This window comes from Thauera sp. (genome assembly GCF_034003485.1).
Classification (GTDB): Bacteria; Pseudomonadota; Gammaproteobacteria; order Burkholderiales; family Rhodocyclaceae; genus Thauera.
In genome coordinates this window covers 1-5,440 of sequence record NZ_JAVEYL010000074.1, presented here as the reverse complement: position 1 = coordinate 5,440, position 5,440 = coordinate 1, and the positions used below count along the sequence as shown (strand labels likewise).

The following is a 5,440-nucleotide window of genomic DNA, read 5'->3' as shown; positions in this document are numbered from 1 at the left end:
AGGTTCGGCACGTCCAGCCAGCGGGAGAACAGCGCGTCGCACTTGGCGGCGTCGATGCGGCCGTTGTACAGGTCGATGTCCTGCTGCTCGCGGCTGAACACGAAGATCAGGTTGAGGCGGTCGAGGTACTGGTTCTTCAGGTCCTCGAGCTGCTCGCGGAAGATGGTGCTGGCGCTGGAGCGGTTGCCGTAGATCAGGGTGAAGCGGCTGTCCGGCTCGGTTTCCAGGGTGGTCTTGACGATCGACATGATCGGCGTGATGCCGCTGCCGGCGGCCACCGCCAGGTAGTTGCCGGCGCGACCCGGATCCAGGGCGATGGAGAAGTGGCCGGCCGGCGGCATCACTTCCAGGGTCTGCCCGGCCTTGAGCTGGTCGTTGGCGAAGTTGGAGAACAGGCCGCCGTCCACGCGCTTGATCGCCACGCGCAGGTCGTCCTCGCTCACCGCGCTGCAGATCGAGTAGGAGCGGCGCACTTCCTCGCCGTCGATCTGGGTGCGCATCACCAGGTGCTGGCCCTGGCTGTAGTGGAAGCTGTCCTTCAGCTCGGCGGGCACGGTGAAGGCCACGGACACCGTGTCGCGGGTTTCCGGGCGCACTTCGCGGATGGTCAGCGTATGGAACTTGCTCATCTTGTTATTCTCCAGGCCCGCGTCGCGGCGGTGGGCGAGCCGTTCAGATGCACTTGAAATAGTCGAAGGGCTCCAGGCAGGAGCGGCAACGGTACAGGGCCTTGCAGGCGGTGGAACCGAACTGGCTGACCACCTCGGTGTCGTGGCTGCCGCAGTGCGGGCAGCTGATCTCGTCCTTCTCGCCGAGCAGGCTGCGCTTGCTGGTGCTGCCGGACGGCGGGGCGATGCCGAAGGCGCGCAGGCGCTCGCGGCCCTGCTCGCTGATCCAGTCGGTGGTCCAGGCCGGCGCCAGGCGGCGCTCGATGCGCGGGGCGCGGAAGCCGGCGCGCTCCAGGGCCTTGCACACCTCGCTCTCGATCAGCTCGGTGGCCGGGCAGCCGGAGTAGGTGGGGGTGACGGCCACCTGCAGGTGACCGTCGGCCCAGGTGACGTCGCGGATGATGCCGAGGTCGATCACGCTGACCACCGGCACCTCCGGGTCCATCACCTGCTCCAGCACCTGCCAGGCGCGCGGCAGGTCGGACTCGTCCGCCTCGCGGGCGCCGCCGTCGGAGGCGATCAGCCCGGAGGGCTGATCGCTGCTGCCCATGCCGGCGACGGGGCTGCCGCCGAACAGGGCGTCGAGCTCGGAATCTTTGCTCATGGCTCCTCCGCGGATCGTCGGTTGCGGACCGGGCTTACCAGGTCGCACCCGGGTAGGCGCGCTGCAGGAACTGCATCTCCGCCAGCAGGATGCCCAGGTGCTCGGTGTGCAGGCCGCGCTTGCCGTCCAGGTAGAAGTAGCTGGCCGGCTGCGGTACCGGCAGGCTGGCGGCGCCGAACACCTGCTCGACGGTGGCCTGCCAGGCGCTCGCCACGGCCTCGGCGTCGGCGGCGATGCCGGCGGTGGCCAGGCGCTGCTGGATCTCGTCGCCGGCCAGCAGGTCGCCGGTGAAGCGCCACAGCTCGTCGATGGCGGCGAGCATGCGCTGGCGGCTTTCCTCGGTGCCGTCACCCAGGCGCTCGACCCACTCGCCGGAGCGGCGTAGGTGGTAGGTCGCTTCCTTGAGGGCCTTGGCGGCGATCGCGGCGATGCGCTCGTCCTTGGAGGCGGACAGCGCCTGCAGGGTGTGCAGGTGCCAGGCGTCGAACAGGAACAGCTTGGCGGTGGTCACCGCGTAGTCGCCGTTGGGCTGCTCGACCAGCAGGGTGTTGCGGAAGTCGCGCTCGTCGCGGGTGAAGGCCAACTGGTCGGCGTCGCGACCGTCGGCCAGCAGCTCGGCGGCGTACTCGTACCAGTTGCGCGCCTGGCCGACCAGGTCGAGGGCGACGTTCATCAACGCCATTTCCTCTTCCAGGGCCGGGGCATGGCCGCACCATTCGCACAGGCGCTGGCCATTGATCATGGCGTTGTCGCCGAGGCGCAGCAGGTATTCGATCAGGTCGTTCTTGTTGTCAGTCATGACCGGCTTCCTCACATGTGCCCGACTTCGTCGGGCAGCTCGTAGAAGCTGGCGTGACGGTAGACCTTGTCCTGGGACGGGTCGAAGAACGGCTCTTTCTCGTCGCCGGCGGTGGCGGTGATCTGCGCCGAGGGCACGACCCAGATGCTCACGCCTTCGTTGCGGCGGGTGTACAGGTCGCGGGCGCTCTCCAGGGCCATGTTGGCATCGGCGGCGTGCACGCTGCCGACGTGCTTGTGGTTCAGGCCGTGCTTGGAGCGGACGAAGACTTCAAAAAGGATCCATTCGGACATGGCGGGGTTCTCCGATTCAGGCGCCGATCAGGCAGCGTTTTGTTTTTGTTGGCGTTTGGCGGCGTGGGCGACGGCGGCTTCGCGGACCCACTTGCCATCCTCGAGCGCCTTGCGGCGGGTGGCGATGCGTTCGCGGTTGCACGGGCCGTTGCCCTTGAGCACGTCGTAGAACTCCTGCCAGTTGATCTGGCCGAAGTCGTAGTGGCCGCGCTCCTCGTTCCACTTGAGGTCCGGGTCGGGAGCGGTGCAGCCGAGGAATTCGAGTTGCGGCACGGTCTGGTCGATGAAGCGCTGGCGCAGGTCGTCGTTGCTCATGCGCTTGATCTTCCAGGCCATCGACTGGGCGCTGTTCGGCGAGTCGGCGTCGCTCGGGCCGAACATCATCAGCGCCGGCCACCACAGGCGGTTGATGGCGTCCTGGACCATGTCCTTCTGCGCCTGGTTGCCGTGGCGCATCATGGTCAGGAGGATTTCGTAGCCCTGGCGCTGGTGGAAGCTCTCTTCCTTGCAGATGCGGATCATCGCGCGCGAGTAGGGGCCGTAGCTGGTGCGCTGCAGCACCACCTGGTTGACGATGGCGGCGCCGTCGACCAGCCAGCCCACCGCACCCATGTCGGCCCAGTTCAGGGTCGGGTAGTTGAAGATGCTCGAGTACTTGGCCTTGCCGGCGTGCAGCTTCTCGATCTCCTCGTCGCGGTCGGCGCCGAGGGTCTCCATGGCGCTGTACAGGTACATGCCGTGGCCGGCCTCGTCCTGGATCTTGGCCATCAGCTGCAGCTTGCGCTTGAGGGTCGGGGCGCGGGTGACCCAGTTGCCTTCCGGCAGCATGCCGACGATTTCCGAGTGGGCGTGCTGGGAGATCTGGCGGATCAGGGTCTGGCGATAGGCGTCCGGCATCCAGTTCTTCGGCTCGATCTTGATCTCGGCATCGATGCGTTCCTGGAAGGCGCGCTCCTCGGGAGTCATCTCCTCGAGGCTCTTGACGCGCTTGACTCCGGTTTCGACGAGTTGTGCGTACATTTTCTTGTTTTCTCCAGCCGGGGTTGCAGGCAGGGCAGGGCCTGGGCGTTGAGTATTTTTATATGATACACAAATCACATGCAAGAAAATATTTTCAGTGTCGCTTTGTGCTTTTTGGCGATGAGCGGGAGGGTTTTCAGAGCCGCCGAGCCTGATGGCTCCCACGCTCCGGCGTGGGAGCCCGGGACGGGACGCTCCGCGTCCCTGGGCGCTGGAGCGCCCGTGGCGGCATGCCCACGCAGAGCGTGGGCACGATCGGCGCAGCGGGCTTCCAGCAGGCGAAAAAAAGCCCCGCCGAAGCGGGGCTCTGGGGTGGCGCGGATCAGGCGCTCTTGCGCTTGTCGTAGACGTGGCAGGCCTTGCCTTCCGAGCGCTTGAGGGCGAACGGCGCCTTGAGCTCGATGCGCGTGCTGATGCCGACGCTGCTCTTGATGTGGTGGGCCAGCTCGCGGCTCACCGCGCTGCGCTCGGCGTCGCCCAGCTGCTCGAACTCGGGCTTGAGCTCGACGTGCACGTCCATGCCATCGAGGTTGCCGTTGCGATACACGTGCAGCTCGTACTGGGCGGAAAGCTGTTTGACTTTCAGCACCTGCTCCTCGATCTGGGTCGGGAACACGTTGACGCCGCGGATGATCAGCATGTCGTCGCTGCGCCCGGTGATCTTGTCGATGCGGCGCATGGCGCGGGTGGTGCCCGGCAGCAGGCGGGTCAGGTCGCGGGTGCGGTAGCGGATCATCGGCAGCGCTTCCTTGGACAGCGAGGTGAACACCAGCTCGCCCATCTGGCCGTCCGGCAGCACTTCGCCGGTCACCGGGTCGATGATCTCCGGGTAGAAGTGGTCTTCCCAGATGGTCGGGCCGTCCTTGCAGTCGGCGCACTCCATGGCCACGCCCGGGCCCATCACCTCGGACAGGCCGTAGATGTCCATGGCCTGGATGCCCAGGCGGCTCTCCAGCTCGCCGCGCAGCTGGCCGGTCCACGGCTCGGCGCCGAAGATGCCCAGGCGCAGCGCCAGCTTGTGCGGGTCGATGCCCTGGCGCTCCAGCTCGTCGGCGATGTTCAGCATGTACGACGGGGTGACCATGATGATGTCCGGCTGGAAGTCCTTGATCAGCTGGACCTGCTTCTCGGTCTGGCCGCCGGACATCGGGATCACCGTGCAGCCCAGGCGCTCGGCGCCGTAGTGGGCGCCCAGGCCGCCGGTGAACAGGCCGTAGCCGTAGGCGACGTGGATGCGGTCGCCCGGACGGCCGCCGGCAGCGCGGATCGAGCGCGCCACCAGGTTGGCCCAGGTGTCGATGTCGTTGGCGGTGTAGCCGACCACGGTGGGCTGGCCGGTGGTGCCGCTGGAGGCGTGGATGCGCGACACCTGTTCCATCGGCACGGCGAACATGCCGAACGGGTAGTTCTCGCGCAGATCCGACTTGCCGGTGAAGGGGAACTTGGCCAGGTCGGACAGCGACTTCAGGTCGCTGGGGTGCACGCCGAGGGCGTCGAACTTCTGGCGGTACACCGGCACGTTGTCGTAGGCGTGCTGCAGGGTCCAGCGCAGGCGCTCGAGCTGGTGGGCGCGCAGGTGGTCGAGGCTGGCGGTTTCCATCGGGTCGATGAGGGCGGTGTGCGCAGAGGCATTGTGCATGGCGTTCATGGCGTCTCTCTTTGTTCTTGTGTGGAGCCACGGGCGACTGGCGAGGCCGCCCGTTCTTCTTGTCATTGCGAATCGTCGATCAGCGTAGCGCGCTCACGGGGCGGAGCGCGCTGCGCCGGGTATCACAGGCGTTCGATGACCATGGCGATGCCCTGGCCGACGCCGATGCACATGGTGCACAGCGCGTAGCGGCCCTGGCGCTCTTCCAGTTCGTTGAGCGCGGTGGTGACCAGGCGCGCGCCGCTCATGCCCAGCGGGTGGCCGAGGGCGATGGCGCCGCCGTTGGGGTTGACGCGGGCGTCGTCGTCGGCGATGCCCAGCTCGCGCAGCACGGCCAGGCCCTGGGCTGCGAAGGCCTCGTTGAGCTCGATCACGTCCATGTCGGCCAGGCTGAGGTTGGCGATCTCC

At 67.1% G+C, this 5,440-nt stretch carries 6 protein-coding genes and 1 pseudogene; all 7 read right to left on the bottom strand.

The window, feature by feature from the left end; all coding sequences use genetic code 11:
* A partial coding sequence (locus RBT54_RS18165; protein ID WP_320368395.1) for an FAD-binding oxidoreductase occupies window positions 1-629 on the bottom strand: 629 nt, incomplete at its 3' end.
* A gap of 43 nt (window positions 630-672) precedes the next feature.
* Entirely contained in the window at window positions 673-1,272 is a 600-nt protein-coding gene (paaD, locus tag RBT54_RS18160) for a 1,2-phenylacetyl-CoA epoxidase subunit PaaD (protein WP_320368394.1), read from the bottom strand.
* A gap of 34 nt (window positions 1,273-1,306) precedes the next feature.
* Window positions 1,307-2,071, bottom strand: a complete 765-nt coding sequence (paaC, locus tag RBT54_RS18155) for a 1,2-phenylacetyl-CoA epoxidase subunit PaaC (protein WP_090352409.1) — start codon at window positions 2,069-2,071, stop codon at window positions 1,307-1,309.
* Window positions 2,072-2,082: 11 nt separating this feature from the next.
* Entirely contained in the window at window positions 2,083-2,364 is a 282-nt protein-coding gene (gene paaB / locus RBT54_RS18150; protein WP_090212460.1) for a 1,2-phenylacetyl-CoA epoxidase subunit PaaB, read from the bottom strand.
* A 27-nt stretch (window positions 2,365-2,391) separates the two neighbouring features.
* Entirely contained in the window at window positions 2,392-3,330 is a 939-nt protein-coding gene (gene paaA, locus RBT54_RS18145) for a 1,2-phenylacetyl-CoA epoxidase subunit PaaA (RefSeq protein WP_320368396.1), read from the bottom strand.
* A gap of 376 nt (window positions 3,331-3,706) precedes the next feature.
* Window positions 3,707-5,023 (bottom strand): phenylacetate--CoA ligase PaaK, encoded by a 1,317-nt coding sequence (paaK, locus tag RBT54_RS18140; protein WP_413788477.1) that lies wholly within the window; start codon window positions 5,021-5,023, stop codon window positions 3,707-3,709.
* Between the two features lie 131 nt (window positions 5,024-5,154).
* Window positions 5,155-5,440, bottom strand: a pseudogene (locus tag RBT54_RS18135) (3-oxoadipyl-CoA thiolase); the annotation flags it as partial.

What these genes read in the sequence shown, in the direction of transcription:
- paaD (WP_320368394.1), bottom strand. Translation starts at nt 1,272, where the DNA reads ATGAGCAAAGATTCCGAGCTCGACGCCCTGTTCGGCGGCAGCCCCGTC.
- paaC (WP_090352409.1), bottom strand. Translation starts at nt 2,071, where the DNA reads ATGACTGACAACAAGAACGACCTGATCGAATACCTGCTGCGCCTCGGC.
- paaB (WP_090212460.1), bottom strand. Translation starts at nt 2,364, where the DNA reads ATGTCCGAATGGATCCTTTTTGAAGTCTTCGTCCGCTCCAAGCACGGC.
- paaA (WP_320368396.1), bottom strand. Translation starts at nt 3,330, where the DNA reads ATGACTCCCGAGGAGCGCGCCTTCCAGGAACGCATCGATGCCGAGATC.
- paaK (WP_413788477.1), bottom strand. Translation starts at nt 5,023, where the DNA reads ATGCACAATGCCTCTGCGCACACCGCCCTCATCGACCCGATGGAAACC.